Genomic DNA, 25460 nt, shown 5'->3' with positions numbered 1-25460 from the left:
TATGGGCAATCGGCAACACGCCAGGCCGCGGATGCTGGGTGAAGTGGGCTGCGAGTAGCGCTAAGAAGCTTGCGGGGAGGCCAGGACGGCCGCCCCGCTTCCGGGTGTCGCAAAGAGCCTTGTGGCCTCGCCGGCAATCAGGGCGCCCAGCTCCTGGGCAGCCTCCGCCGTGGTCCGATAGCTGGGCGCCACAATACTGAGGGCTGCAGCGACTTTTGAGCCCACCATGACCGGTGCTGCAACGGCAGTTACATCCGGCTCCACGCCGTCGGCAACGACGGTAAACGATCCGGGCTCCACTTGCCCCAGCAAGACCGCACCGGCGGCGCTTCCTTGAAGTGGGAACGTCCTGCCCACCCAGTTGATATGGCGCACGGTGTGAGTTCCCTCCTCGATCGCCAAATACAACCCATGCACGTTGTTGCCTACCGGGACGCTCAAGTACGCGGATTCGCCTGTCTGCTCGACGAGGACCTGCAGTGCGGAGCGGCTCGTAGCTACGAGGGACTCATGGCTCAGTGCCTGGACCCCGAGCTGGACCATCCGGAATCCCGGGCGGTAAAGGCCGTCCTCCGTTTTCGCCGCGAAACCGTTGGCTTCAAGGGTGCGAAGGAGGCGCAGTGCTGTGCTGGCGGACAGGTCGACAGCCTTGGCGGCGTCGACGAGCTTTACGCCATCGTTTTCACACACGGCGCGCAACAACCCCAGCGCTCGGTCCGCGGCCCGGGTCGTAGGGTCCTGGGTGGGGCGAACTGTCATTGTTCCTCATTCGTGCAGTAAGGGCGGGACGGCGCAACTCTGAAACTCACATTTCACTCTACGGCAAATTAGTGCGCAAAAACCATTGACTCCAGCCCGCAGCATGGCGTAGTTTCATGTGACGGCAGTTACATTTTACTGTTCGAAATCATCTGAGTCCGGAACCTCCTGGAGAATCCCCATGTCAGCAAAATCCCTTCCCGTATCCGTTCCTGGCCGGCGGGCTGTTGTCACAGCCGCATCGGCAGTACTTGCCGGAATACTTACCTTGACCGGGTGCGGTGCGGGCAGCCCGTCCTCGTCAGGAACGGCCGCAACGCCCCAGGGTGACAAGGCGGGCGGCAACCTGGAAAAGGTAAGTGTTGGTTTGATTCCAATCACCGACGTCGCCCCCGTTTACCTGGGCGTGCAGGAGGGTTACTTCGAAGAGGAGGGCCTGGAGCTTGACGTCCAGCTGGCGCAGGGCGGCGCGGCCATCGTCCCTGCAGTGATGACCGGGGACTACCAGTTCGGATACTCAAACGTCGTCTCGCTGCTGGTTGCCCAGGACAAGGGTCTCCCTATAACAGTGGTGTCCAACGGCTCCACCTCAACAAACGAGCCCGGGAGCGACACGACAGAGGTGGCAGCCATGCCGGACAGCGGCATCGGGAACGCAGCCGACCTGGTGGGCAAGACAGTTGCAGTCAATGCCCTGAACAACTTCGCCGACATCACCATCCGCAACTCCATCGAACAGGCAGGCGGGGACCCCAAGGGCGTGAAATTCGTGGAGATGCCATACCCGAACATGCCGGCCGCCCTGGAACGCGGAGATGTGGATGCAGCGTGGACAACCGAGCCCTTCCGCACCCAGATCCTTCAAGCAGGCGGAAAAATTGTTACCAGCCCTATGACGGACATGGCCGAAAACTTTGACTCGGCCTTCTATTTCACGTCTAAGCAGACCCTGGAAAAGAACCCCGAACTCGTGGAGCGCTTCCGCCGGGCCCTGGAGAAATCGTTTGATTTCGCCATGAAGAACGAGGACAAAGTCCGCACCATCATCCAGGACTACGCCAAAGTCACACCGGAACTCGCCGAAAGTATCGTGATGTCCAAGTGGTACAAGGATGTCAACATGGACGCCCTCACGAAGCTGGGCACTGCCGCTCAGAAATATGACGTCCTGAAGAAGGACCCGGACTACGACGCACTGATCGCCAAGTAGCCCTTCAAAAACCTCATGGCAGTTCCTGCACTCGATCCTTCAGGAAGAAAAATGGACAACACAACGACGGCCCGACGACGGCCGACCAAGGAGTTGCTGGGCATCGCCGGGATCATAGGATTTCTGCTGGTCTGGGAAGTGATTCCCAGTGTCGGCATCGTGGACGCCCGGTTCCTGTCGCCGGCATCGGAGGTGATCCTGGCCTTGGTCCGTGACTTCGGCTTGTCGGCGTTCTGGCTAGCCGTTGGTGAAACAATGCTCGCGTGGCTCATCGGCTTGGTCATTGCGGTTCTTGCCGCGACCCTGTTGGGCTTCATCATAGGTTCCTCCGCCTTCCTGCGCAGCTTCACCAACTCCACAGTGGAGTTCCTCCGGCCCATCCCTTCGGTGGCGCTGATCCCCCTGGCTGTTCTGCTGTTCGGCGTCAAGATGGAGTCATCACTGATGCTCATCATCTACGCCTCGTTCTGGCAGGTCTTCATCCAAGTTCTATACGGAGTCGCCGATGTGGATAACGTCGCCATGAATACAGCCAAGAGCTATGGACTGGGACAGTTGGCGAGGATCCGCTATGTGGTCTTTCCAACAGCGCTGCCCTACCTGATGACCGGGGTCCGTCTGGCAGCGTCAGTCGCGTTGATTCTGGCGATCACTGCCGAACTGGTGATCGGCTCCCCAGGGTTGGGCCGTGAAATTGCACTGGCCCAATCCGGTGGAGCCATCGCAGGCATGTACGCCCTGGTGCTGGCCACCGGCCTCATCGGGGTTTTGATCAACCTCGTCATGCGCTTCGTGGAGCGCAAGACCCTGTCCTGGCACTCCTCGGTCCGTGCGGAAGTGATCGTATGAAAATTCTGAAAGGTATCGGCTATGCGGTCGGTTTGCCTACAATCCTGGTCCTGTTTTGGGCGGTGGCCACCGCCGGGGAGACGAACTTCTTCGTCCCCACGCCAGGCACGCTGTTGGCCACCTTTGCAGAGACCTGGTTCGGGGACAGGATCCTCTCCGATGTGCTGCCCAGCATCGGCAGGCTCATCGTCGGCGTGACCGCCGCCATCATCATTGGGATCGGGGCGGGATTGCTGATTGGCTCCGTGAAGTGGCTTCGGGACCTGACGGAACCGGTCCTGGAGTTCTTCCGGGCCATCCCGCCGCCGGTCCTGGTGCCCGTGCTCATGCTGCTCATGGGCATCACGGACTCCATGAAAGTGGTGGTCATCATCTCCGGCTGCATCTGGCCGGTGCTGCTGAACACCATCGAAGGGGTACGGGCCATCGACGGGGTACTGTCCGATTCCGCACACACCTACGGGATCACCGGGCGCGCCCGGATCCGCCACCTTGTGCTACCCAGCGCTGGCCCGCAGATCATGGCGGGAGTTCGCCAGTGCCTGTCCATCGGGCTGATCCTGATGGTCATCTCCGAAATGTTCGCCTCCTCCTCCGGGCTGGGCTTCACTATCGTTCAGTTCCAGCGCTCCTTCGCCATCCCCGAAATGTGGTCCGGCATCGTGATCCTGGGTCTGATCGGAGTTGCAATGTCATTCATCTTCCAATTCACCGAGCGCCGTATTCTGCGCTGGTACCACGGCCTGCGAGAGGTAGAAAATGCCGTCTGAAACCACCGATAAGAACACTTTGGCCCACCATGCCACGGCCGGAAAAACCCCGCAAAGCAATGACGCCATGCTTTCGGTCCGTGGCCTGAAGAAGGTCTACCAAACCGACGGGGGACCCATTGAAGCGGTCCGGAACCTGACCTTCGATCTCCGCGCAGGAGAGCTTGCATGCCTGGTTGGCCCGTCCGGGTCGGGCAAGACGACGCTCCTCAAGTGCATCTCAGGGTTGATGGCTCCGACCGAGGGGCAGGTGATGCTGGACGGGGTGGAGGTTTCCGGTCCGCCCAAGAAGATGGCCGTAGTCTTCCAGGAGTACGGCCGCTCCCTGTTTCCTTGGATGCGGGTGCGTGAGAACGTGGAACTGCCCCTGAAGAACCAGCGTGTACCGAAGGCTGAACGCGACAGGCTCGTGGATGAAGCGCTCGAAGCTGTGGGCCTTTCCCACGTTCCAATGTCCTACCCCTGGCAGCTCTCCGGCGGCATGCAACAACGCGTAGCCATCGCCCGCGCCGTTGCCTACCAGCCGGAAGTCCTGCTGATGGACGAACCGTTCGCCGCCGTCGACGCCCAGACCCGCGCAGACCTGGAAGATCTGATCCGCACGGTATGGAAAAAGCTCGGGGTCACCATCCTGTTTGTCACCCACGACATCGACGAATCCGTCTACCTCGGGGAGCGGGTCATCATCCTCTCGTCCTCACCAACGGTCATCCAGGAGGACCTGGTCATCGACCTCCCCGCCGAACGCGACCAGCTTAACACCCGGTCCCTGCCCCGCTTCACCGAACTGCGCCACCACGTATACGAGCAAATCCAGCTGGCGAAGGCAGGCCACCGCCCCGCAGCCGCCGCAAGGTAAACACCAAGCAAGCCCTAAATACTGCAAACCCACGAAGGAGCCCCCATGGCACCCGCCGATTTCACCACCGGTGCCCGCCCGGTCAAAGCAGCCCGCGGCACCGAGCTCACCGCCAAGAGCTGGCAGACCGAAGCCCCGCTGCGCATGCTGATGAACAACCTGGACCCCGAGGTGGCTGAACGCCCCGATGACCTGGTGGTCTACGGCGGCACCGGCCGTGCCGTCCGGTCCTGGGCCGCGTTCGACGCCATCACCCGCACCCTCGAGACCATGGAAAAGGACGAGACCCTCCTGGTCCAGTCCGGCAAGCCGGTGGGCGTGTTCCGTACGAACGAGTGGGCGCCGCGGGTGCTGCTGGCGAACTCCAACCTTGTGGGGGACTGGGCGAACTGGCCCGAATTCCGCCGGCTCGAGGCCGAGGGCCTGATGATGTACGGCCAGATGACCGCCGGATCGTGGATCTACATCGGCACCCAGGGCATCCTGCAGGGCACCTTCGAGACCTTCGCCGCGATCGCCCGCAAGCTCACCGGGGACGAGAACGGCACCCTCGCCGGCACCCTGACCCTCACCGGCGGCTGCGGCGGCATGGGCGGGGCCCAGCCGCTGGCCGTCACCCTGAACGACGGCGCCTGCCTGATCGTTGACGTCGACGAGACCCGCCTGCGCCGCCGCGCCGGCAAACGCTACCTCGACGAGGTCGAAACCGACCTCGACACCGCCATCGCCAAAGTACTCAAAGCCAGGGAAGAGCGCCGCGGCTGGTCCGTGGGCTACGTCGGCAACGCCGCCGAGGTGTTCCCCGAGATCCTGCGCCGCCACAACGCCGGGGAGCTGACGGTGGACATCGTCACGGACCAGACCTCCGCCCACGATCCGCTGTCCTACCTCCCCGAGGGCATCACGGTCGAGGAATGGCACGCAGAGGCCGCCGCGGACCCGGAAGGCTTCACCAAGAAGGCCCAGGCCTCGATGGCCCGGCACGTCCAGGCCATGGTCGAGTTCCAGGACGCCGGCGCCGAAGTCTTTGACTACGGCAACTCCATCCGCGACGAGGCCCGCAAGGGCGGCTACACCCGCGCCTTCGAATTCCCGGGCTTCGTCCCGGCCTACATCCGGCCGCTGTTCTGCGAGGGCCTCGGACCGTTCCGCTGGGTGGCGCTCTCCGGCGACCCGGAGGACATCCGCGTCACCGATGAGGCCATCAAGGAACTCTTCCCCGAGAACAAGCACCTGCACCGCTGGATCGACGCCGCGCAGGAACGCGTGGAGTTCGAAGGCCTGCCGGCCCGGATCTGCTGGCTGGGCTACGGCGACCGCGCCAAAGCAGGCCTGCTCTTCAACCAGCTCGTCAAGGAAGGCAAGGTCAAAGCCCCCATCGTGATCGGCCGCGACCACCTGGACTCCGGCTCGGTCGCCTCCCCGTACCGCGAGACCGAGGCCATGGCCGACGGCTCGGACGCGATCGCCGACTGGCCGCTGCTCAACGCGCTGCTCAACACAGCATCCGGCGCCACCTGGGTTTCCCTCCACCACGGCGGCGGGGTCGGCATCGGCCGCTCCATCCACGCGGGCCAGGTTTCCGTCGCGGACGGCACCGACCTCGCCGCGCAGAAGCTCGAACGCCTCCTCACCAACGACCCCGGCATGGGCGTCATCCGCCACGCCGACGCCGGCTACGACCGCGCCCTCGACGTCGCCAAAGAACGCGGCGTCCGCATCCCCATGACTGAATCCAAACAAGATTGAGTCCAGCGACTGCCAGGAGATGCCGTAGGGGTTGCTACGCGATTCCCTACGGCATCCCCCACCCTCAGGAGTGACAAGTCATGCTCCGAACAGTCAGCTATGCGCCCACGGACTTTACCCGAATGCCGTGGAAGAACGGTGGCGGGCAGACAACAGAACTACTCCGCGGCGGACCAAGAGAAGAGTACGTCTGGCGTCTTTCTGTGGCCGACATCGGTGTCGACGGCCCATTCTCGAGATTCGTGGGCATGCAGCGACTCATCACAGTGATCCAAGGAAACGGTGTGCGATTGGACCTGTCCACTCGCCAACGCACGTCTCACCTCGATGGGAGTGGACAGGGCCAGGGCAAACCCACGACTTCACCACCTCAGCCGATCCAACCCTCGACTGACAACCCTTGAGTCTCAATCCACCCCAACGCACTTCTAGCCGAAACAAGGAGAAAGATATGCAGCGAAACCTCACACGGTCTCCGCATCGAGGACGGGTTCACTCCGGAACCCTGCCAAATGCGAAAACACGATCCGCACGATATCCGGGCCGCGCTGAGTCCCGGTCCGCGACTCGTAGGCTGCCTTCACACGTTTTCCTGCAGGTCCCTGCACGCGCGGATGCCACCCAACCCAGTTGTCCCGAAAACTGCCCCTACTGCAATGGACCGGAAACGGACTAACAGATGTTCCGCCCGTTTTGTGCAACACACCAAGGATGCGTCGAGCGCAAAGCCAGCATCTTGGCGGGGCGTCGAGAGGTATGCGCGCATCGCATCAACCCCACAGGATTGCGGCGATCTGATCGCCGCTGGTTGGTGCCAGTGCCTTCTTCCCGGCTGCCCCTAAACGAACAGCCCCAGTCCGCTACGCCAGGACATAGTGCTGGTTCTTCACCTTTGGAGGTTCCTGTTGGAAACTGTCAGTCAGATGTTGCGCTCACTCACCCACGTGGGGCAGGACCCCGTCCGAGGAGGCTACTCACGGCCGGTCTACTCAACTGCTGAACTCGATCTGCGGACCTGGTTCAGAGAGCAGGCCCAGCGGCGGGGACTTGAAGTTGAAACAGACCGCAACGGCATTATCTGGGCCTGGTGGGGGCCTCAGCAAGATGGAGCCCTGGTGACCGGCAGCCATCTGGACTCCGTGCCCGGAGGAGGGGCATATGACGGGCCGCTCGGAGTGGCCTCCGCCCTGGCTGCCGTCGATCTCCTCAAGGCCCGCGGTATCAAGCCCGCCCGGTCACTGGCCATAACCGTGTTTCCCGAGGAGGAAGGATCAAGGTTCGGCGTGGCCTGCCTGGGGTCGCGGCTCCTGACAGGGGCCATCGAAGCGGACAGGGCGCTTCGCCTCAGGGACAGTGACGGGGACACCTTCGCGGACGTTGCGCGCTCCAACGGACTTGACCCCCGTCACGTCGGCCCCGATCCGGACGCGCTGGCAAGGATCGGTGACTTTGTGGAGCTGCACGTGGAACAGGGTATAGGCATGGGGGCCGAGGGCCCGGGTATCGCTGTTGGCAGTTCGGTTCTGGGGCACGGCCGCTGGAAACTGAGCATCCACGGCCAGGGCAATCACGCCGGCACCACACTGATGTCAGACCGAGCGGACCCCATGGTCGCAGCTGCCCAGATCATCATGGCCGTCCGTAACACCGCAGCGCGGCAACCAGATGCACGTGCCACCGTTGGACGCATCATCCCGGTCCCCGGCGGTACAAACGTCATCGCCTCCCGTGTGGACATGTGGCTGGATGCCCGTCATCCCGACGACGCGGTCACCGCACATCTGGTAGAAGAAATCCACGGCCGGGCGCAGCGGGTAGCTGCTGAAGAAGGGTGCACGGTCACGCTCACCGAAGAATCGTTCAGCAACACCGTGCACTTCGATGCGTCGCTGACCGCGCGGATCGGGGCGATGCTGCCGGACGCACCCATGCTGGCCACCGGTGCTGGCCATGACGCCGGCGTGCTGGCCGGGTTCGTGCCCTCTGCCATGCTTTTCGTGCGCAACCCCAGCGGGATCTCCCACTCTCCGGAGGAACATGTGACCGACCAGGACGCCGACGCCGGCGCCCTTGCACTCGCCGACGTTCTGGCAGGCCTGCTGTGAAGCTCTATTGGTGTGAGGCCGCGCTTGTTAACGGCCGCCCGCACAGTCCGGTAATGGCCGAGGGTGTGGAAATCCGAACCACGGAAGGCAGGATCACCGAAATCACCCTCGGCGTGGAGGCCGCGCCCGATGCGCATGTTCTGCAGGGCGTGGTCTTTCCGGCGGCGGCAAACGCGCACTCGCACGCGTTCCACCGAATCCTGCGCGGGCGCACTCATCATGACCGCGGTGACTTCTGGGTCTGGCGGGAGCACATGTACAGGAGCGCCTCCGAGCTGACACCCGACGCGTACGAGCAGCTGGCCACAGCTGTCTTCACGGAAATGGTAGTTTCCGGGTTCGGCAGCGTGGCCGAGTTCCACTATGTGCACCACCAGCCCGGAGGCGCCCCGTATCCGCAACGGCACGCCATGGAACTCGCCCTTGCCCGGGCCGCCCAAGCTGCGGGGATCAGATTAACCCTCCTTGACACTCTCTACCTCGCCGGAGGGATCGGCCAGCCCCTCGGACCGGAACAAACCCGCTTTGGCGACCCCGACGTCCACACCTGGCTCGACAGGCTGGACTCCCTGCGGCAGGAAATCAACAAGACCTTCCCCAGCGACATGGTCAACGTCGGCGCAGCCCTACACTCCGTCCGCGGGGTGCCTGAAGCAGACCTCGCCGTAGTGGCCCAGAAACTGCCGCTGGACATACCGCTGCACATCCATTTGAGTGAACAGCCCGCCGAGAACGCGGCGTGCCATGACGCTTACGGTTTGACTCCCACAGGCCTCCTGGCGCGACACGGACTCCTCAGCCCCCGCCTCTCGGCAGTTCATTGCACTCACCTCACAGAGGAGGACATCTCGGCGCTGGGGAGTGCAGCCGCAACGATAGTTATGTGCCCCACCACGGAAGCCGACCTGGCAGACGGCATCGGTCCTGCCCGGGCCTTGGCCGACGCCGGTGCTTGCATCGCGCTCGGAACGGACCAACACGCAGTCATAGACCCGTGGCTGGAAATGCGCGCACTGGAATACGGTGAGCGGCTTCACTCTGGAAAACGAGGACGGTTCTCCCCCGATGAAATGCTTCTCGCAGCAACCGAAGGAGCCACCAGCTCAATGGCCACACCCATCGCACCTGCGTCAATTCAGGTCGGCGCTGTCTGCGACCTCGTTGCCATCAATTCCGCCTCGGTCCGCACCGCCGGATCAGCACCCGGCCAACTGCCCATGACCGCAACAGCAGCCGACGTCACCAAGGTAGTAATCAACGGAGAGCCAGTGGCAGCAGCCGGCTTTCACCTTCGTCTCGGCTCCCCCGCAAAACTCTTGACCGCTGCACTAAAAAATTTCTCCTGATTATTATGCGGGTAGAAACTTGCCTCTCCCCCGATCCGACCGCGGTACCCTTCAGGACGTTAATCGGCTTGTATCTCTTCACGGTTCGTGGTGAATTTTCTGCCGTGATGGGTGTTCATGCCGCTGTTCTGGCGCGTTTGCTTGTCCCCGCAGGGTGGACTGCCTCCCCCGCGCAAGCCATCATGAAAGCAGGCGCGAGGTTCCGGCGACCGCAGCAACACGGCCACTCCTTGCGCGATGGAGGCGCAGCGCAATGTCCCCAAGAACCGGCCCTGCAGACCACGCCCCGGCGGACCCCTCCGCTGACACGGACACGTTCCTGACGGACTACTACGAGCATGTGTCCGACGACGACCTGCGGAACTACACTGCCGAATCGCTCCTGAACCGTGCACAATACCATCGCTCGCTGGCCGCAACCCGGGGCCCGGGCCAGGCCGTCGTCGGAGTGCAGAGTGAAACGGACGCCAGCATAGTGGCAATCGTGGCTGAGGACATGCCCTATCTGCTTCCCTCCATCACGGCGGCACTGGCCCGTGACCATGCCGCCATACGCTTGCTGGTCCACCCCACCTTCACCGTTGCCAGGGCCCCCGGGACGAACAACCTCGTGGACATCCAGCCGGTACCGCTGCGCACTGCTTTGCCGGTGGGGAACGAGCCTTCCGCGATGCCGTCGCGGCCTGAATCCAATGGAGATTTGAGCCGCACGGAGGCGTGGATCGCCGTCGAAATCGCCAGTCTGCCGGATCAGCCCAGCGCCGACCGGCTCATTCTGAATCTCCAGGCGGTCCTGGCCGATGTTCGGGCGGCCGCCGAGGATTCCGCAGCCATCCATCGGCACCTGGCCGCGGAAGTTGCCGTCCTGGATGCCAATGCCGCTGCGGCTGCCGACGCAATCGTGCAGGAGACCAAGGACTTGCTGCTCTGGCTGGACGACGGCAACTTCGTGTTTCTCGGGTACCGCGGCTATGGCCTGGCCGACGACCATGGTCTGCCGGTCCTCGCGGCGCGGCCGGGGTCCGGGCTCGGGCTCCTCCGGCACCGGGAGCAGAGCCGGCCGCTGCAGGGTTCCGCCATGCCGGGGGTCCCGGGTCCGGCCCTGGCCCTCACGAAGGCCGGCATCCGTTCCACAGTCCTCCGGGACGCCTACTTGGACGAAGTCAGCGTCCTGACGTTTGACATGGCCGGCAACCCCACCGGCGAAGCGTGCTTTGTTGGCCTTTTCGCCCCCAGCGCTGCAAGCCGGTCCGTGCAACAGACCCCGGTCATCCGGGACAAGGTGGCCTCGGTGCTGGACCGCTTCGGATTCCCGCCCCGGTCCCATGCCGGCAAGGAACTGCTGGCCGCCATCGAGGCCTATCCGCGTGACGAGCTATTCCACATCGACGCGGACGATCTGGCCAGCCAGGCACGCGAAATCCTGCGCCTCCAGGAACGCCACAGCACCCGGCTGTTCCTCAGGCCCGATTCCTATGGACGCTTCATGTCCGCCTTGGTTTTCCTCCCCCGCCGCCGCTACAGCACGGCGGTCAGGCTCAACATCGAGCGGGAACTGCGCGAGGCCTTCAACTCGAAAGCCGTCGAGTTCGAACTTCGGCTCAGCGAGTCGGCCATGGCCCGCGTGTTTTTCCGGATCCTGCTTCCGGGCGGAGGACGTGCCGCCGTCGACGCCTCAGCACTAGAACTGCGCATCATTGCTGCCACGAGGTCATGGGCCGAGGGCTTGGACGAGGCGCTGCAGGCCAGATTCCCCGCTGGCGACGCAGCCCGGCTGTCCATGCAGTGGGCCCGGGCGTTTCCGGCAAGCTACAAGGCTGACTACGAGGTGGAGGATGCCGTCGAGGACATCATCAAATTCGAAAGCCTTGACGGACCGGGCGGCAGGAACCGCGATGACCCGCTGCTTTCCGTCTACGCACGCCCGGGGACTGCGGTGCTGGCCGAGGACGCCCGGATCCGCCTCTATCTGACACGGCCGCAGAGCCTGACGCAGATTCTGCCGTTCTTCCACAACCTGGGGCTCGAGGTACTCGACCAACGGCCCTTCGACGTCCGGCGGGCCGATGGCCGCACCTTCTTCCTGTACGACCTCGGGCTGAAATACCCCTCCGGCGTGGACCCCCTGGGCACCAGCGAGCTGCTTGCCGACTCGTTTTGCGCCGCCATGAGAGGAGACATCGAGTCCGACACCTTTGACGCACTGGTGATCAGGGAAGGAATCGGATGGCGTCAGACGGCCATCCTGCGCGGCTACGCGAAATACCTGCAGCAGCTCGGGACCACCAACTCCTACGGCTTCATGGCGGACACGCTGCGGGCGAATGTCCGGGCCACGCGCGCACTCCTTGCATTGTTCGAGGCAAAGTTTGATCCGGATCTCGACCAGCCAACCCGCCTCCGTGACATGGACTCCGCCAGAAGCGAGCTGACGGCTGCCATCGACGCCGTGCCGGTCCTGGACGCCGACCGGCTGCTGCGTTCCTTCGCGAGTCTTGTCGAGGCCACCCTGCGCACCAATTACTTCCTGGACAAGCCCTACCTCAGCTTCAAGCTCAACCTCTCCGGCGTCCCCGTCGCACCTGCCCCGCGGCCAAAATACGAAATCTGGGTCTATTCGCCCCGGGTCGAAGGGGTGCATCTGCGCTTTGGCGCCATTGCCCGAGGCGGGCTTCGCTGGTCCGACCGCCGGGAGGACTTCCGGACGGAGATCCTGGGACTGGTGAAAGCGCAGACTGTCAAGAACGCCGTCATCGTGCCAACGGGTGCCAAGGGTGGTTTCTATCCGAAGCGGCTGCCCAACGCCGCCACGGACCGTGCAGCCTGGCTGGCGGAAGGCCAGGAGAGCTACCGGATCTTCATCCGCGGCATGCTGGACATCACCGACAATCTACTCACATCCCTCGACGGCGCCCACGGGTCCACCGAGCTGGTTGTACCGCCCGAGCGGGTGGTCCGGCACGACGGCGATGACTACTATCTGGTTGTTGCCGCCGACAAGGGGACGGCCGCGTTCTCGGACATCGCCAATGCCTTGGCCCTCAAGTACGGATTCTGGCTCGGCGATGCCTTCGCCTCGGGCGGCTCGGTGGGCTATGACCACAAGCAGATGGGCATCACGGCACGCGGGGCCTGGGAGTCGGTCCGGCACCATTTCAGCGAGCTGCTCATCGACTCCACGGCCCAGGACTTCACGGTAGTGGGCATCGGCGACATGAGCGGTGACGTGTTCGGCAACGGAATGCTGCTCTCCCGCCACATCCTGCTGGTGGCGGCGTTCGACCACCGACACATCTTCCTCGATCCAACCCCCGATCCGGCCGCCTCCTATGCGGAGCGGCAGCGGCTGTTCGGGCTTCCCCGTTCCTCCTGGGCCGACTACGACGTCTCGAAAATCAGCGCGGGCGGCGGCGTGTTCTCGCGGCTGGAGAAGTCGATCGAGATCACTGAGGCGGTGCGCCTTGCACTGGGGCTGGAGCCGGGAACGACGGCGATGAGCCCACCGGAGCTGCTCAGGGCCGTCCTCCTGGCCCCTGTGGACCTGCTCTACAACGGAGGCATCGGCACGTACGTCAAGGCCTCCACCGAGACCCACGGGGACGTGGGAGACAAGGCCAACGATGCCATCCGTGTCAACGCCATTCAGCTGAGGACCAGGATCATCGCCGAGGGCGGCAACCTGGGCGTCACCCAGCGAGGCAGGATAGAGGCGGCGCTGGGTGGGGTGCTGCTGAACACCGACGCAATCGACAACTCCGCCGGTGTGGACTGTTCGGACCACGAGGTGAACATCAAGATCTTCCTCGACCGGATGATCGCCGCGGGAAGGATGTCCCCGGACGAAAGGACAGGCTTCCTGCACTCCCTTCAGGAGGAAGTCGGACGCTTGGTCTTGAAAACCAATGTGGACCAGAACGTGCTCCTCCTCAACGACCGCCAGCTGGTGCTTCACTGGAGCCCGAGCTTTGAGCGGACCATGGACTGGCTGGACGCCGTGACGGACCTGGACAGGAACCTTGAATGCCTGCCCAGCACGGAGCAACTGCACACCCGTCTGCAGGCCGGAGTCGGGCTGACATCTCCGGAGCTCTCCGTGCTGGCCGCGTATGCCAAGATCGCGCTGGCCAGGGAACTCACACTAAGCGGACTGGCCGATGACCCTTGGTTCTCCCAGACGCTGCGTGACTACTTTCCGCGCCAGCTATCGGAGCGGTTCGGGGAGGAGCTGTTCACGCATCCGCTGCGGCGGCAGATCGTGGCCACTGTTGTTGCCAACGACATGATCAATCTGGGGGGCATTGCCTTCGCCTTCCGGGCAATGGAGGAGACCACGGTATCGGCGGCCGCCGTGGCCCGCGGGTTCGTGGTCATGCGCAAGATCTGGGACTTTGACTCAATCACCGAAGCCCTCGCACAGCTGCCGGCAAGCATCCCCAGCGAGCACGGGTGTGCCGTGGCGCTGGACATGCGCCGCACGCTGGACCGCTCGACACGGTGGTATGTCAACCACGAGTTCCGGGACAAGCCAATCACCGAAGCAATGGCCCGGCTCGAGCCCCCCATGTCGCTTCTGCGCCCAAAGTTCAGCAGCTTCCTTCACGGCGTGAATCTGCAGCATACGGTGACCCGCCTGGCCCACAACGACGCCGTCGGCCTGCCCCATGAATTGGGCGTGCGCGCCGCCGAGATCCTGGTCAGCTACGGTCTTCTGGACATCTCCGCCATATCGGAAGAACTCCAAGAGCCCGCGGACACCGTGGCCGAAGTGTACTTTGCCGTCTTCGAGCGGATCTCGGCGGTCCCCATTCTTGAACACATCACGGCGTTGCCGCGGGAAACCCACTGGCAGGCCCTCGCGCGGGCGGCACTTCGGGACGACTTGTATTTGGTCCTTGCAGGCATGACGAAGGCTGTGGTGCGGAATACCCCACGTCCCGCCCGCGGAGCCGATCCAGTGGAGCGCATCATCGCCTGGGAGCGCGAAAACATCGAACAACTCGGCAGGATCCAGGAAACCATCAAGGAGGCCATCAAGCCGGGCCCGGTGGACATTGCAGCATTGTCCGTTGCGGTCAAACTGTTGCGGGCCTTGGTCAGCCGCTAGTAGAGGGGTATTTCCCCGGGCTGCGGTTCCATATCGAAGCCACTGGTCCACCAGACTGCGCGGTTTCGGCCCTTGGGTTTTGCTCCTCCGCGGCTGTGGCGGCGCAGCTCAGCGGTTGCCTGACGGAGGAACTCGGCGCGGTTGAGGAGCCCCGTCAGGCCGTCCCGAGTGGCGCGCTGAGGTCACTGGTGAGCTGTTCGTTGCTCAGCGCAGCCATGCTGAAGGACACAACCACCGGAAGCGCCATGATGTCCAGAGTGGTAACGGCCAAACCAACGTAGGCGAATACGGGCTCCGGGGCCCTCGGCCACGAACACTATCCAGCGGCAGGAGTAGGAGGCGGCGAGGAGTCCTGAGGGGACGGCCATCGGCCGTTGGATCCGGGAGGAGCTGGGTTCCATGAGCCACAGTTCGTTGGAGGCCGGATGGCCCAGAAGGGAAGCCACGACGGTAATGCCCGGACCGGCCGTCAGCAGCCACTCCTTCAGGCGTACCGTCCTCAACGACCGTGCACCGGCCCACACGGCGGCGGACCCATCACGAGCAAGGCGCTTCCCAATGGCTTGGCCCGTCGTTGGGTGAATGGTTTCCGTCGAAGAGGTGGGCGGCGGATCCGACACCTCCCAGGATCAACGCGGCACACCACCAGACGCTGTACGAGGAACGCGTCTGTCGGAAAGTGCTCGGCAAACCTTAGCGTCGGATATTTCACTTTTTCACAAGCCACCCCTTATACCACTGCCCGCTCCAAGCGTAAGCAGCGCGTTCGTCGACTCCGCGGACCTAAGGCTGGGCCAGCAGTTCGGCGAACAACCTCACTGTGTTGAGCTGAATTACCTCGCGTTAGGTTTGTTGGCTGTCAATTGGTGCTCGGCCCTCCCGTGCAGATGAAGCACACCCAAACCTGACGTCAGGGTTGCGGTCAATTGGTGCGTCAGAATAGGGTCCGTTGTGCGTACTCTGGACACACGCTTGTGAAAGCCCTTTAATTCCTAGCTGACACTTTTGAGAGGAGGGCTGAATGGCGGTTCAGCGCGCCAACCTCAGGCCTTCTTCGCGTTGCCAACGCGCGCGACAATATCTCACAGCACCGAGCACGGCCTGCCCGCCAGACGTGGAGGTCGGCGCAGTGTGAGGGACAGCTCCGGCAAACCAAGAGCGGCGCTGAACCGTGCAGCATTCGCGTCGTCACAATCCGAGGCCAGGACCGCCCAGGCCTAGCGGTTGCCCTTTTTTCGTGAGCCCTTGCCTCGGCCCTTGTCCGGATTCGGGGCGTAGCGCTGGGCCACCTTCGGCTTCTTGACCGCGGGGCCGCGCCGGTCCGGCTTCGGTTCCCTTTTGGGCTTTTCCTGCTGGGCCGACGGCTGCCGGGAACTCGCCGCGGTGCGGCCGCGGACAATCCCGATGAACTCCTCAATGATGTCGTCCGTGGAATCGTTGGGCCAGGCGAGCGCGATCTCCGTGGCCGGGGCCCCTGTCAGACGACGGGCCACGGTGTCCTTGACGTTGAAGTGCCGGGCCACGGACATCGGCAGGACCACCAGGCCCGCGCCGGACGCCACCACCTGCATGGCCGTTTCCGGACCGCCCAGTTCGGCGACGTCCAGGAACGTCTCTGCGGCCAGGTCCTCCAGCGCCACTTCCTCAAACACCGAAATCTCGTGCCCCTTCGGCGCCACCACCACGGGCTGCTCCTCATACAGGGGGATCACGTTGAGGCCTTCACGCTCCACCGGAAGCCGGACGAAGCTGAGGTCCGCGGAACCGTCGCTCAGCACGGACAGCTGCGCGCCGTCGTCGGACATAAACGACTCCAGCGGGATGTCCAGCACACGCTCTTCCCAGCGGCGGATCCACTTGCCCGGGGTCACACCGGCCACGTAGGCGAAGCGGAGCACACGGGGCGCCTCATGCTCCGGCGATTCGTCGGGGCTGGCGTTCTGGGGGGATTCATTGTCTGCGGGCACGTCTTCACAGTACCGCCCGCACGGCCCCGCGATGCCGGAACTGGCACGGAGCTGGTGCTGTATTGGTGCCCTTCGGGCAAGCAGCCGGATACCCTTGAACCATGACCTCTGCAAACTCCCAGTCCATGAAGCCGGCCACCGTTGCCAAGAAACTCGGCATCTACCTGCCGGCAACACCGCAGGAGTTCCAGGATTCAACCATCAGCCGCGCCGATTTCGCCGAACTCCAGGCCAACCCGCCGGAGTGGCTCGCGGAACTCCGCCGCAACGGCCCGCACCCCCGCCCGGTGGTGGCCCAGAAGCTGAACGTCTCCATCAGCGGCCTGGCCCGCGGCGGTGTTGAGGAAGCGCTGACGACGGCGGAAATCACCGCGCTGCTGCAGGCTCCCCCGGCGTGGCTGGTCACCGAGCGGTCCACCCATGCCGCCGTCCGCACCGAAGCCCAGCGCGTCAAAGAAGAAGCCGCCAAGAAGGACGCCAAGAAAGCCCGCGCCCAGGCCGAGTAGCCTCCGCCTTCAGAGTTACCTGCGCTCTTCATAGGCTTGTCCGTGGATCCGAACCTTGAAGGTTCGGATCCACGGACAAGCCTCTGTTGTTTCCGGGCATGCCATCCGTAGAACAAGGGCTACATCAAGCGTAGAATTAATCCATGGACAAGGTAGGGGTTCGGGAACTCAAACAAAATCCGAGAGCGGTCCTTGAGCGGGTCGAGCACGGAGCCACTCTGGAGATAACCCTCCAGGGCCGTGCGGTTGCAGTGATATCACCTGTAACGCATCGTAAGAAGTGGAGTTCAGCCGCTGAAGTGGCAATTGCCCTCAAGCTTGCCGGGCTCGGCCCAGACCAGACCGGGTGGCTCGAGGAACACGAAGAATCCAGGGATACCGATCCTGTGGTTGATCCGTGGACTAGGCCGTGATCCTGCTTGACACCAATGTCCTAATTACACCACCTGCCGTCTGGCCGGCCGGCGCCGTGCTCGGCTCGAGCATCATCTCGCTGGCGGAGCTCCAATTCGGCATCAGATCCTCAGCATCTGAGGAGATCCGCCGCAACAGGGTGCACCGACTTGCCGTCTGGCGGGAGCTAATGGACTGGATTCTCTTTGACGAGCATGCCGCCGAGAGCTATGGCGAGCTGGCCGCGCGGGTCAAGCGATTGCGGCCCCAGCACGCCAGAAGTAAGGACATCATGATCGCCGCCCAAGCCCACTCGCTCGGCATCCCGTTGATGACACGCAACGCCAGGGATTTCGAGTTGGTCGACGATGTGGTGGAAATTCTCGGAGTAGGCTGCTGAGGAACTCAGTCCTGGTGCAGCTGCACGAAATTGCCGCAACCGTCGTCGAACACTGCACTGATCCCGGACGGATCCTCTGACGGCTCGCCCTTGAACTGGACGCCGGCAGCCACCAGCCGCTCATACTCGGCCCGCACATCCGGTACGCCGAACACGATGGCCGGGAGACCGGCTTCGTGCAGGGCGTTCATGTAATTGGCACCGATCGGGTTGTCGCTGGGCTCCAGCAGCAGCCCCACGGACCCGGCGTCGGCGCCCGGATCCTTGATGATGAAAAGGTTGTGTTCGGGCATCGCCATCAGCGTCTCGAACCCGAGGGTCCCGGTGTAGAACGTGTGGGCGGCGGCCGGATCCTGGACATGGATGCTGCACATTTTCAGTCTCATGGTCCCAAGCTACCCGGCCCGCAGCCGGCGCGGGAACCTCCAAGCCGGAAGCCGAGCCGGTGCAGCCGGTCCCGTCATTGACCCCAGTGCGCGGAGGGGTTGCAATGGAAGTAGCAACCCGGAATCCTGGGCCGGGGCCTGACGCGGGGAGGTGCCGCAGTGCCGGCATTTGCAGAATCCGTCCTGTTTGGAGCGTTGCAGCTGCTGTTCTGGGGTGCGGTGCTGATGTGCGCAGTCGCTGCCACAGTCCTGGCTGTCCGCCACCATTCGACGCCGGACCCCGCCGTCCGCGCCCCGGACCCTGTGTTCTGGGACGTGTTTATGGGATCTGCCGTGGCCCTCCCGGCGATCCTTATTCCCACACTCGCGTCGCCCTGGCTTGGTGTGGTCCTCACCGCGCTGGGCACAGGTGCTGGCGTGGCCGCCTACCGTGGCAGTCCGCGGATCCTGGCCTGGCAGGAACGCCGCCGGCAGCTGCGGCAGGACCGGCCCGTTCACGCCGCGGCGCAGGCCGAACATGACGCACTCCTGACCCGGTGGAGCCGCTACGAACTGGATCCTGCCTGCTGCATCGACTACCCGGCCATGACGGACGTCCGGCGGCCCGAGACGTCCGCGCTGATCCGGGCCATGAGGGAGGCGGAACAGCTCCGGGCAGTGCCGCACCAAGGCTACGCTCCCGCCGTCGCCCGCTTTGGCCTTGCCCTCGCAGAGGCGGAACGGGCTGCCGGGATCCCTGCCGGACTTCCCGCCGTCGGACGTTAACTGCTGTGTCGCCGCCGCTGGAGTCCGGCGGCGGGGCGCCGTAGCATCCGAGGATGGAACCCACAGAAGCGGAAATCCGTGACCAGTTCGGCAGGGGCCTGGAGGATAAGGGGGCCTGGCGGCAGGCCATCACCCTTGCAGCGGCCGGGGAGCTGACGGCGCGCTGGCTGGAGGGCAAAAGCGAGTACCAGGCGGCTACCTTTACGGTCCGCTACGACGCCGAAACCGGACCCATCGCCGCCGAGCTGGCCGCGTTAAACCGGAACGGCCTGTTCACCAAGGAATCCCAGCCAGGACTGCGGGACACCGGCAACGTCCAGCGCCAGTACGTGACCGGCTTCTGCAGTGCGGAGGCGGCCGCGGAACTCCTGGCCCTCTCCACCCGGACTGAGCTGGTGACGGTGGCCCATGCCCCGGGCGAGGCCAGCAGCGCCGCCATCCCGGTAACGCTCGACGGCGGCGAGGTAGTTACCGTCCTCGGCTCCAGCGAGACTCCGGTGCAGGAAGCGCAGATCCAGGACTGGGCGGAGGAAACCAACGAAACGCTGGCGCTCCTGCTTGCCGACTCCTGGTACGTGGAAATCCTGGATCCGGTCTGGGGCCGCAACGACGTGCTGCTGCCGGCCGTCCTGGCCGCGCTGAAACCCGCACAGTAGCACGCTAGTATTTAGAACCCTGAGGTACCGGCCTTGACCGCAAGGACCGGCCGGTCCGCCTGCATCAGGATCCGTTGCGCGTGGCTGCCCAGGATGAACTTGCCCACCTGCGTACGGTGGCGCAGGCCGATAACGATCAGGGACGCATCGGCCTCCCGGGCGAATTCCAGGAACTCGTCGGCAAGATCGTTCAGGTACGGCGGCTGGATGACGGTGGCCTCCACGCCGGCTTCGGTGGCCCGTCGGGCAGCCTGTGCAAGGACGTCGTCCGGTGCCACGGACTTGTCCACCAACGCACCCTCCCTCGCGGAGTTGACGATCACCAGGTTCTCGTTGCGGAGCCTGGCTTCGGCGATGCCGGCCGTCAGCGCGGCCTCTCCTGCGGGTGTTGGGACGAATCCGACGACGATGCTCATACTTTCTCCTTGATAGACGGCGTGGCAGCCGGGACGGCCAGGGACTTGCGCTTGGCGATGCCACCGCGGATGGCCGGGAGAACCGCTACCAGGACAAAGACCAGCAGCAGCGTGGCCGAAATCGGGCGGCCGAAGAAGCCTGTCGGATCGCCGCCGAAAACCAGCAGCGAGCGGCGCATGGAGCTTTCCAGCAGTTCACCCAGCACAAACGCCAGCACCAAGGGGCCAGGTTCGAAGCCGAACTTCTTCATCAGATAGCCGACGATGCCGAAGACAACCACCAGGGTGACATCGAACATGCTGTTGTTGATGGTGTACGCACCCAGCAGCGTGATCAGGGCAGTGACAGGTGCCAGGATGGCGGCGCGGACGCGGAGGATCTTCACGAAGATTCCCACCAGCGGCAGGCTCATGATCAGCAGCAGGATGTTGCCGATGTACATGGAGTTCACCACGCCCCAGAACAGCTCCGGGTTCTGTTCCACCAGCTGCGGGCCGGGGGTTACGCCCTGGATCAGCAGCGCGCCGAACATCAGCGCCATGGTGGCGTTGGCGGGGATCCCGAGGGTCAGCAGCGGGATAAAGGACGAGGTGGCGGCCGCGTTGTTCGCTGTTTCCGGTCCGGCCACACCTTCGGGTGCGCCCTTGCCGAAGCGTTCGGGCTGCTTGGCCCGCTTTTTCTCCATGGCGTAGGAAGCCATCGAGGCGATGGTGGCGCCCCCGCCCGGGAGGATACCGAGGAAGAAGCCCAGGACAGAGCCGCGGCCGATCGCACCGGAGGCCTGCTTCAGGTCCTGCCGGGAGGGCCAGACGTTGGTGACCTTCGACGGCGCCTTCGCGGCCCGGTGCCGTTCCTCCAGGTTGTAGAGGATCTCACCGAGGCCAAAGATGCCCATGGCGATCGGCACAAAGTCGATGCCGTCGGCCAGTTGCAGGCTGCCGAACGTGAAGCGGCTTTCGCCGGTGAAGATGTCCCGGCCAACGGTGGCGAGCAGGAGTCCAAGGGCCGCGGCGATGAGCGCTTTGGCTTTCGATCCGCTGCTGATGGTGGCCACCAGGAGGATGCCGAGCATCGCCAGGGCGGTGTATTCGGGCGGGCCGAAGTCCAGCGCGAAGCTCGCCACGAGGGGTGCCAGGAACGTCAGGCCGATGATGGCGGCGGTTCCGCCGATGAACGAGCCGATGGACGCCAGGCCCAGCGCCGTGCCGGCCTTGCCCTGTTTCGCCATTTGGTAGCCGTCGAACACGGTCACCACGGAGGACGCCTCGCCGGGGAGCCGCAGGAGCACCGAGGTGATGGTGCCGCCGTACTGGGCGCCGTAGAAGATACCGGCAAGCATGATGATCGCGGTGACGGGCTCCACGTTGTAGGTGAGCGGAAGCAGGATGGCGATGGTTGCCGCGGGCCCCAGGCCGGGCAGCACACCGATCAGCATGCCGATCACCACCCCGAGCAGGCAGTACAGGAGGTTGGTCGGCTCCAGGACAACGGCAAATCCGTTGATGACGGGATTCAGAAAATCCACGGGGGTCTCCTAGAAGAGATGGGGGATGGAGGTTTGGAGCGCGAGGACGAAGATGGCGTAGAAGGCAATCACGACGGCGGCACTGACCACCAGCGTGGAGCGCCACGTTTCGCCGCCCAGGAAGCGCATCCAGACGATGCACAGCACCAGGGCCGGCAGCTCAAAGCCGATGAGCGGCATGAGGGCCACCATGGCGGCCAGGGTCACCAGGCCGGTCAGCGGCGCACTCGACATACGGGTGAACTTCTCCGCGTCCCGGTTGTGCCGGCCGGCGATCAGCTGGAACAGCCCGAGAGCCGCCATGACACAGCTGATCATGAACGGCCACAGCCCGGGCTGCGGTTTGTCAGGGGTTCCCAGTCCCATCGCCAGGGACAGGATCACCGCGCCGAGGCCCACCCCCATGACCACCAGGGACGAGGCCGCGTTGGCCAGGGCTCCGGCCGCAGGAGACTTGTCCTCCTCCCACTGGGCCGCGAGCTGTTCCGGGGTCAGGTCATCGCCGGTGATCGAGCTTGTCGAGATCGGGTCCGTTGACGCTTCCTTCACGGAGTCACTTTGTTCCGCTGAGGCTGATGTCGTACTTCTCCACCAGCTCCTTGTATTTCGCTGCGTAAGCCTTCCACTCGGTGACGACTTCCGCACCGGAGATCTCCTTGGGCGTCAGCATGTTCTTTTTGTTGAACTCCTTGTAGGCCTCCGACTTGAATGTCTCCTGGAATGCAGCGAGCAGCTTGTCCTTGGCTGCCTGCGAGGTGCCCTTGGGCGCCGCGACTGCACGGTACTGCGCCACCGGAACGTCGTAACCGGCTTCCTTGGCAGTGGGGGTGTCCGGCAGGAAGCTGTTCCTGTCCCCGGAGAAGACCAGGAGCGGCGTGACCTTTCCGGCCGTGATCTGCGGCATCGCTTCGCCGAGCTGGATGGTGGCCAGTTCCACCTGGTTGCCGAGGACTGCCGTCAGGGCGGGCTTGCCGCTGTCAAAGGGAATGTCGGTGCCCTTGACCTCTGCCTGCTTGAAGAGCACGGTCTGGGCGAGCTGGCTGCCGGTACCGACGCCCGTCGTTCCGAACGTGACGTTGCGGCCCGCGCCGGTCACGTCCTTGAAGGTCTTGAAGCCGGACCCGGGGCTGGCCACCAGGACGTAGTCGTCCTGGGACAACCCGGCAATGATGTCCAGGTCATCGATGTTCACGGCTTCGTCCTTGGTGACAGCGAGCGGAGTAATGGTGATCAGGGATGCGGTGAGCAGGACCAGTTCCTGGCCATCGGCGGGCTTGCCGGCAACTTCCTTGGTGGCAAGGGCGCCGTTGGCACCCGGCTTGTTCACAACAGGCACAGGCTGGCCTAGGGTCTTGGAAGCACCTTCAGCGAGGGCCCTGGCGATCAGGTCCGTGCTGCCGCCGGCGGCCTGCCCCACCGTGAGGTTGACCGGCCCGTTGGGGTATTTCGCTGAATCGGTGGCGCCGCCTGCGACGTTGCCGCAGGCAGTCAGTGCCAGCAGCGTGACGGCGGAAGCCGCTCCCAGGATCGTGCGGCGTGTGGGGAAGTGCATCATTGGAACTCCTCGTAGAGATTCGGGGCGAGGCCCGGTCGTCGCTGTGAACCGAATCACTTCTGGCTCGCTCAACGACTATAGGGAGGAGCTATGATGCATGTCTAAGCCCGAATATGCATCGAGTAATACCCGAAAGGCATCATGTTCACTTTCGACCAACTGGCCGGATTCATCGCGGTCGCGGAGGAACTCCACTTCGGACGGGCCGCGGAAAAGCTGAACATGACCCAGCCGCCGCTCAGCCGCCAGATCCAGAAACTGGAGAAGAGCATCGGCACGGAGCTGCTGGAGCGCGACAACCGCAAGGTGGAGCTCACGCCGGCCGGGCGCGCGTTCCTCGACGAGGCCAAGAGGCTTATGGCCCTGGCCAACCGGGCGCCGGTGACGGCCCGCCGGATCGCCACCGGCCGCTCAGGCGTCCTCCGGGTGGGCTTTACCGCGGCCAGCGGGTTCAGCATCCTGGGTCCGCTCCTGGAGGAGATCGCGTCAATCCTTCCCGACGTCGACATCGACCTGCAGGAGCTCGTCACCGGCGAACAGATCCAGGGACTGCTGACGGGTGAACTCGACCTTGGCCTGGCCCGGCCGCCCTTTGACCGCGCCATCTTCGATTCGCACCTGCTGTACCGGGAATCCCTGGCGCTGGCCGTGCCAACAGGCCACAGTTTGGCGGACCTGACCCGGCCCGTGGAGGACGCCGATATCCGGGACGAACCGCTGATCATGCATTCGCCGTCGAAAGCCGCCTACTTCTACGACCTGGTGGTCCGCCTGCACGCCATCCACCACGGGAACGTCGTGCATACCGTGAGCCAGATCCTCACCATGGTCTCCCTGGTTGCGGCCAAGCGGGGTGTGGCGTTTGTCCCGCATTCAGCCACGCTCCTGGCGATCAAGGGGGTCGAATTCCTGCCGCTGGCCGGCCCCAGCAGCGAGGACCCGGTTGAACTCCACGCCATCTGGAAACGCAAGGTGGCCAACCCGGCCCTGCGGCGGCTCCTGCAGGACCTGGAATTCAGGACGGAGTAGCCTCGGTGGTCGAGCCCGTCGAGACGCGTGTGCCGACGATGCCTTCAGAGCATCAATCAATACGAAAAGGGCCTTAGACAGGCATCACGCGGCCTGCCTACTCTGAACGGGAACCAACACCAGCCGCCCGCGGCATGCACCACGCGGCGCTCACACAGAGGACAACATCGTGGCAAAGTACACCCCGCAGGAACTGGCAGACACCCTCAAGGAAGGCCTGCTGTCCTTCCCGGTGACCGCTTTCGACGCCAACCTGCAGTTCGACGAGGAAAGCTACCGCAAGCACCTCGCCTGGCAGGCCAGCTTCCCGGTAGCCGGCCTCTTTGCAGCAGGCGGCACCGGCGAGGGCTTCTCCCTCACGCCGGCGGAATCAGAGCGCGTGGTCCGCGCCGCCGTCGATGAAGTAGGCAGCATTGTCCCCGTCCTAGCCTCGGCCGGAGGCTCCACGGCCCAGGCCATCGAGAACGCGCAGGCTGCCGAAGCAGCCGGCGCCGACGGCCTCCTGCTCCTCCCGCCGTACCTGACCGAAGCAGACCAGGACGGCCTCGTTGACCACGTCAGCGCCATCTGTAGCTCCACCTCACTCGGCGTCATCATCTACAACCGCGCCAACGCCATCTACAAAGACACCACGGTGGCCACCCTTGCCGACCGCCACGAAAACCTCATCGGCTTCAAAGACGGCGTGGGCGACCTCGAACACGATGCCCGCGTCTACGCCAAGCTCGGCGACCGCCTGTTCTACCTCGGCGGCCTCCCCACGGCCGAAACCTTCGCCCTCCCGCTGCTGCAGCTCGGGATGAGCACGTACTCGAGCGCCATGTACAACTTCGTCCCGCAGTTCGCGCTGGACTTCTACCAGGACGTCCGCAACAACGACCGCGTCGCCGTGAACAAGAAGCTCAATGAGTTCGTCATCCCCTACCTGGACATCCGCGACCGCGTGAAGGGCTACTCTGTTTCCATCGTCAAGGGTGGCCTGGACGCGATCGGCCGCTCGGTCGGCGGAGTCCGCCCCCCGCTGCAGAACCTGGCACCCCAGGACCTTGCTGACCTCAAAGCCCTCATCGCCAGCATCTCCTGACCCACCCTCTCCAAGGAGTAACCACA

The 25460-nt window shown here is 64.2% G+C and carries 23 protein-coding genes; 16 read left to right on the top strand and 7 right to left on the bottom strand.

What is annotated here, in order from left to right; all coding sequences use genetic code 11:
- Positions 1 to 60: 60 nt before the first annotated feature.
- Positions 61 to 759, bottom strand: coding sequence for an IclR family transcriptional regulator (locus AC3IT0_RS00460; protein ID WP_489321889.1), 699 nt, complete (start codon positions 757 to 759; stop codon positions 61 to 63).
- 367 nt (positions 760 to 1126) lie between these two features.
- On the opposite strand from AC3IT0_RS00460, the gene AC3IT0_RS00455 reads away from it, so the two are divergent.
- The 9 genes from AC3IT0_RS00455 (at position 1127) to AC3IT0_RS00415 (ending at position 14751) form a co-directional block, all read left to right on the top strand.
- Entirely contained in the window at positions 1127 to 1969 is an 843-nt protein-coding gene (locus AC3IT0_RS00455; protein WP_489321888.1) for an ABC transporter substrate-binding protein, read from the top strand.
- A gap of 51 nt (positions 1970 to 2020) precedes the next feature.
- Positions 2021 to 2818 carry an ABC transporter permease gene (locus tag AC3IT0_RS00450; RefSeq protein WP_489321887.1) on the top strand — a complete coding sequence of 266 codons (798 nt, stop codon included), beginning with the start codon at positions 2021 to 2023 and terminating at the stop codon, positions 2816 to 2818.
- Positions 2815 to 3588, top strand: coding sequence for an ABC transporter permease (locus AC3IT0_RS00445; protein WP_489321886.1), 774 nt, complete (start codon positions 2815 to 2817; stop codon positions 3586 to 3588). The genes AC3IT0_RS00450 and AC3IT0_RS00445 overlap by 4 nt, the downstream gene beginning before the upstream one ends.
- On the top strand, positions 3578 to 4447 hold the full coding sequence (locus AC3IT0_RS00440; protein WP_489321885.1) for an ABC transporter ATP-binding protein: 870 nt from the start codon (positions 3578 to 3580) through the stop codon (positions 4445 to 4447). The genes AC3IT0_RS00445 and AC3IT0_RS00440 overlap by 11 nt, the downstream gene beginning before the upstream one ends.
- 45 nt (positions 4448 to 4492) lie before the next feature.
- Entirely contained in the window at positions 4493 to 6196 is a 1704-nt protein-coding gene (gene hutU / locus AC3IT0_RS00435; RefSeq protein WP_489321884.1) for a urocanate hydratase, read from the top strand.
- Positions 6197 to 6276: 80 nt separating this feature from the next.
- Positions 6277 to 6600, top strand: a complete 324-nt coding sequence (locus tag AC3IT0_RS00430) for a HutD family protein (RefSeq protein ID WP_489321883.1) — start codon at positions 6277 to 6279, stop codon at positions 6598 to 6600.
- Positions 6601 to 7101: 501 nt separating this feature from the next.
- Complete coding sequence (locus AC3IT0_RS00425) at positions 7102 to 8301, top strand: allantoate amidohydrolase (RefSeq protein ID WP_489321882.1); 1200 nt, start codon at positions 7102 to 7104, stop codon at positions 8299 to 8301.
- 53 nt (positions 8302 to 8354) lie between these two features.
- Positions 8355 to 9647 (top strand): formimidoylglutamate deiminase, encoded by a 1293-nt coding sequence (locus AC3IT0_RS00420; RefSeq protein ID WP_489321881.1) that lies wholly within the window; start codon positions 8355 to 8357, stop codon positions 9645 to 9647.
- Positions 9648 to 9900: 253 nt separating this feature from the next.
- Entirely contained in the window at positions 9901 to 14751 is a 4851-nt protein-coding gene (locus tag AC3IT0_RS00415; protein WP_489321880.1) for an NAD-glutamate dehydrogenase, read from the top strand.
- Positions 14752 to 15968: 1217 nt separating this feature from the next.
- On the opposite strand, the gene AC3IT0_RS00410 is transcribed toward AC3IT0_RS00415, so the two are convergent.
- On the bottom strand, positions 15969 to 16718 hold the full coding sequence (locus tag AC3IT0_RS00410) for a LysR substrate-binding domain-containing protein (protein WP_489321879.1): 750 nt from the start codon (positions 16716 to 16718) through the stop codon (positions 15969 to 15971).
- A 101-nt stretch (positions 16719 to 16819) separates the two neighbouring features.
- Here AC3IT0_RS00410 and AC3IT0_RS00405 point away from each other — a divergent pair, with 101 nt between their 5' ends.
- From AC3IT0_RS00405 to AC3IT0_RS00395, 3 genes are all read left to right on the top strand, one after another.
- Positions 16820 to 17224, top strand: coding sequence for a DUF5997 family protein (locus AC3IT0_RS00405; protein ID WP_489321878.1), 405 nt, complete (start codon positions 16820 to 16822; stop codon positions 17222 to 17224).
- Positions 17225 to 17367: 143 nt separating this feature from the next.
- Positions 17368 to 17637: a type II toxin-antitoxin system Phd/YefM family antitoxin gene (locus tag AC3IT0_RS00400; RefSeq protein WP_489321877.1), complete on the top strand. Its 270-nt coding sequence runs from the start codon at positions 17368 to 17370 to the stop codon at positions 17635 to 17637.
- Positions 17634 to 18017, top strand: coding sequence for a PIN domain-containing protein (locus AC3IT0_RS00395; protein ID WP_489321876.1), 384 nt, complete (start codon positions 17634 to 17636; stop codon positions 18015 to 18017). The genes AC3IT0_RS00400 and AC3IT0_RS00395 overlap by 4 nt, the downstream gene beginning before the upstream one ends.
- Before the next feature lie 5 nt (positions 18018 to 18022).
- On the opposite strand, the gene AC3IT0_RS00390 is transcribed toward AC3IT0_RS00395, so the two are convergent.
- A complete protein-coding gene (locus AC3IT0_RS00390) occupies positions 18023 to 18403 on the bottom strand; it encodes a VOC family protein (protein ID WP_489321875.1) in 381 nt (126 codons plus the stop codon).
- Positions 18404 to 18562: 159 nt separating this feature from the next.
- Here AC3IT0_RS00390 and AC3IT0_RS00385 point away from each other — a divergent pair, with 159 nt between their 5' ends.
- Both AC3IT0_RS00385 and AC3IT0_RS00380 read left to right on the top strand, forming a co-directional pair.
- Positions 18563 to 19168, top strand: coding sequence for a hypothetical protein (locus AC3IT0_RS00385; RefSeq protein ID WP_489321874.1), 606 nt, complete (start codon positions 18563 to 18565; stop codon positions 19166 to 19168).
- A gap of 53 nt (positions 19169 to 19221) precedes the next feature.
- Positions 19222 to 19824: a DUF6919 domain-containing protein gene (locus AC3IT0_RS00380; RefSeq protein ID WP_489321873.1), complete on the top strand. Its 603-nt coding sequence runs from the start codon at positions 19222 to 19224 to the stop codon at positions 19822 to 19824.
- An 11-nt stretch (positions 19825 to 19835) separates the two neighbouring features.
- On the opposite strand, the gene AC3IT0_RS00375 is transcribed toward AC3IT0_RS00380, so the two are convergent.
- The 4 genes from AC3IT0_RS00375 to AC3IT0_RS00360 are packed head-to-tail and all read right to left on the bottom strand — an operon-like array spanning position 19836 to position 23321.
- The gene (locus AC3IT0_RS00375) at positions 19836 to 20240 is read right to left on the bottom strand and encodes a universal stress protein (RefSeq protein ID WP_489321872.1); all 405 of its coding nucleotides are present in this window, start codon (positions 20238 to 20240) and stop codon (positions 19836 to 19838) included.
- Positions 20237 to 21766: a tripartite tricarboxylate transporter permease gene (locus AC3IT0_RS00370; protein ID WP_489321871.1), complete on the bottom strand. Its 1530-nt coding sequence runs from the start codon at positions 21764 to 21766 to the stop codon at positions 20237 to 20239. The genes AC3IT0_RS00375 and AC3IT0_RS00370 overlap by 4 nt, the downstream gene beginning before the upstream one ends.
- A 9-nt stretch (positions 21767 to 21775) precedes the next feature.
- Positions 21776 to 22315: a tripartite tricarboxylate transporter TctB family protein gene (locus tag AC3IT0_RS00365; RefSeq protein ID WP_489321870.1), complete on the bottom strand. Its 540-nt coding sequence runs from the start codon at positions 22313 to 22315 to the stop codon at positions 21776 to 21778.
- Between the two features lie 4 nt (positions 22316 to 22319).
- Positions 22320 to 23321 carry a Bug family tripartite tricarboxylate transporter substrate binding protein gene (locus AC3IT0_RS00360; protein ID WP_489321869.1) on the bottom strand — a complete coding sequence of 334 codons (1002 nt, stop codon included), beginning with the start codon at positions 23319 to 23321 and terminating at the stop codon, positions 22320 to 22322.
- Positions 23322 to 23462: 141 nt separating this feature from the next.
- Between AC3IT0_RS00360 and AC3IT0_RS00355 the strand changes: the two genes are divergently transcribed.
- A complete protein-coding gene (locus tag AC3IT0_RS00355) occupies positions 23463 to 24350 on the top strand; it encodes a LysR substrate-binding domain-containing protein (protein ID WP_489321868.1) in 888 nt (295 codons plus the stop codon).
- Positions 24351 to 24519: 169 nt separating this feature from the next.
- A complete protein-coding gene (kdgD, locus tag AC3IT0_RS00350) occupies positions 24520 to 25434 on the top strand; it encodes a 5-dehydro-4-deoxyglucarate dehydratase (protein WP_489321867.1) in 915 nt (304 codons plus the stop codon).
- Positions 25435 to 25460: the final 26 nt, after the last annotated feature.

This window comes from Pseudarthrobacter sp. KH_020_B, assembly GCF_057840185.1.
This window is presented reverse-complemented; position numbering and strand designations above follow the sequence as displayed.